This is a genomic window from Roseateles sp. P5_B10 (assembly GCF_056400485.1).
Window position 1 is genome coordinate 1 of the sequence record NZ_JBFULE010000842.1, and the last position, 2,228, is coordinate 2,228.

Sequence of the window (2,228 nt, forward strand, 5' to 3'; positions counted from 1 at the left end):
CGCGCACCCGCTTGCCGTCGACGAGCTTGACGCCCACTCGATCGGCCTTGCCGGATGCGGCGTTGAAGATCGCCACGTTGGATTGATGGATAGGCATGGTCTTGTCGACGACGCCGCCGGTGGTGCCCTTCATGGGATTGGGCTTGACGTGCTTCTTGACGACATTGATGCCATCAACCACCACGTGGTCGACATCGGTGCGGGCGGACACAGTGCCGCGCTTACCCTTGTCGCGGCCGGTCAGCACAATGACCTGGTCGCCGGTACGAATCTTGTTCATGGCTTACCTCAGACTGTGGGGGCTCAAAGCACCTCGGGCGCCAGCGACACGATCTTCATGAAGCGCTCGGTACGCAGTTCACGCGTGACCGGGCCGAAGATGCGGGTGCCGATCGGCTCCAGCTTGGCGTTGAGCAGCACGGCGGCATTGCCGTCGAACTTGACGAGCGAGCCGTCCTGGCGACGCACGCCCTTGGCGGTACGAACCACCACGGCGCTGTAGACCTCGCCCTTCTTCACGCGACCACGCGGGGCAGCTTCTTTGATGCTGACCTTGATGATGTCGCCAATGTGCGCATAGCGGCGCTTGGAGCCGCCCAGCACCTTGATGCACTGAACGGACTTCGCACCAGTGTTGTCCGCGACATCAAGCCGCGATTGCATTTGGATCATGTCTGTCCCCAACTTGCCCCGAGTTGCCGCATTCTTTTGAATGCTGCGCGTCGGTCAGTCTTGGGCCCGTAAGTCGTTCAGCTTGGCGACTGGCGCCTTGCTGCCCAACGGTTGAGGGCGGATCCGAAACCAGCTCAGGGCAGCTGCGTAGCAGGTGCGCTGGTGTTCGGCGAAGCTGCGCATTATGCAGTGAGAACCCTTGGGGCGTCAATGCCTAGCGCGAAGTTTTTGCTGAACCGGCGATACCGGCCCAGCGAGTCGAGTCGGCTCAGGCCGACTCGACCTGGACATCACGCCGATTTGGCCTGGGCCAGCATCGTCGCGGCGTCGCTGACCTCGAACTTCCCGGGGCCTTCGACGTTGAGCGTCGTGACGACGCCATCCTTGACCAGCATGGAGTAGCGCTGCGAGCGCACGCCCATGCCTTTGGCGGTCAGGTCCAGCGTCAGGCCGGCGGCCTGGGCGAACTGGGCGCTGCCGTCGGCCATCATGCGCACCTTGCCGGCAGTGTTCTGGTCCCGGCCCCAGGCGCCCATGACSAAGGCGTCGTTGACCGAGACGCACCAGATCTCGTCGACACCCGCGGCCTTCAGGGCATCAGCGGACTCGACGTAGCCGGGCACGTGCTTGGCAGAGCAGGTGGGCGTGTAAGCGCCTGGCAGCGCAAAGATGGCGATGGTCTTGCCGGCCGTGGCCTTCTCAATGTCGAAGCTGTTGGGGCCCAGCGAGCAGCCGCCGCCTTCCACTTCGATGAATTCCTGCAGGCTGCCTGCGGGCAGCTTGTCGCCAACCTTGATCATGGTGTCGCTCCTGAGAGAGTGTTCCGGAAATGAAAAACCGGCGCGCCAGTTGCCCAGCGTGCCGGTTGTGCAGCGGTCATGCGACCGGTGTCTTTAGACGATCTCGGCCTTCTCGACCAGGCGGGTCACGACCCAGCTCTTGGTCTTGGAGATCGGACGGCCTTCGCTGATCTCGACGACGTCACCCATCTTGTACTCGCCCTTTTCGTCATGGGCGTGGTACTTGCGGGAACGGGCCACGATCTTGCCGTAGAGCTCGTGCTTGGCGCGACGCTCGACCAGGACGGTGACCGTCTTGGCACGCTTGTCGCTGACCACGCGGCCGACCAGGGTGCGCGTGTTCTTGGCTTGGACTTGTTGGGCCTCAGTCATTTCGTGGCCTCCTTCTTCTTTTGTGCCAGGACGGTCTTGGCACGCGCGATGTCGCGGCGGGTCTTGCCCAGTTGGCTGTGGTTGGTCAGCTGCTGGGTGGCCTTTTGCATGCGCAGGCCGAAGTGGGCCTTCAGCAAGTCGGTCACTTCCTTTTCGAGGGCAGMGACATCCTTGGTGCGGAGTTCAGTTGCTTTCATGGTGTCTTCCTCAGGTRCCGACCTGGCGGGCCACGAAGGTGCAACGCAGCGGCAGCTTGGCAGCAGCCAGCGTGAACGCCTCGCGAGCGAGTTGCTCGGGAACGCCGTTAACCTCGTAGATCACCTTGCCGGGCTGGATTTCAGCGACGTAGTACTCGGGGTTGCCCTTGCCGTTACCCATCCGAAC

General features: G+C 62.9%; 6 protein-coding genes. All 6 read right to left on the minus strand.

Annotated features, from left to right (window positions below; translation table 11 throughout):
- Positions 1-280, minus strand: a 280-nt coding sequence (gene rplX, locus AC1DU6_RS28315; RefSeq protein ID WP_477861200.1) for a 50S ribosomal protein L24, incomplete at its 3' end; no start/stop codon positions are given.
- Between the two features lie 23 nt (positions 281-303).
- Positions 304-672 carry a 50S ribosomal protein L14 gene (gene rplN, locus AC1DU6_RS28320; RefSeq protein WP_056194233.1) on the minus strand — a complete coding sequence of 123 codons (369 nt, stop codon included), beginning with the start codon at positions 670-672 and terminating at the stop codon, positions 304-306.
- A gap of 290 nt (positions 673-962) precedes the next feature.
- On the minus strand, positions 963-1,472 hold the full coding sequence (locus AC1DU6_RS28325; protein WP_477861202.1) for a redoxin family protein: 510 nt from the start codon (positions 1,470-1,472) through the stop codon (positions 963-965).
- Positions 1,473-1,565: 93 nt separating this feature from the next.
- Positions 1,566-1,844, minus strand: coding sequence for a 30S ribosomal protein S17 (rpsQ, locus tag AC1DU6_RS28330; RefSeq protein WP_457323017.1), 279 nt, complete (start codon positions 1,842-1,844; stop codon positions 1,566-1,568).
- Entirely contained in the window at positions 1,841-2,041 is a 201-nt protein-coding gene (gene rpmC, locus AC1DU6_RS28335) for a 50S ribosomal protein L29 (RefSeq protein WP_477861204.1), read from the minus strand. Before rpmC ends, rpsQ begins: the two co-directional genes overlap by 4 nt.
- 10 nt (positions 2,042-2,051) lie before the next feature.
- Positions 2,052-2,228 (minus strand): large ribosomal subunit protein uL16 (gene rpl16, locus AC1DU6_RS28340; protein ID WP_477861206.1); only part of this gene is annotated, 177 nt, incomplete at its 5' end.

What these genes read in the sequence shown, in the direction of transcription:
- rpsQ (WP_457323017.1), bottom strand. Translation starts at nt 1,844, where the DNA reads ATGACTGAGGCCCAACAAGTCCAAGCCAAGAACACGCGCACCCTGGTC.
- rplN (WP_056194233.1), bottom strand. Translation starts at nt 672, where the DNA reads ATGATCCAAATGCAATCGCGGCTTGATGTCGCGGACAACACTGGTGCG.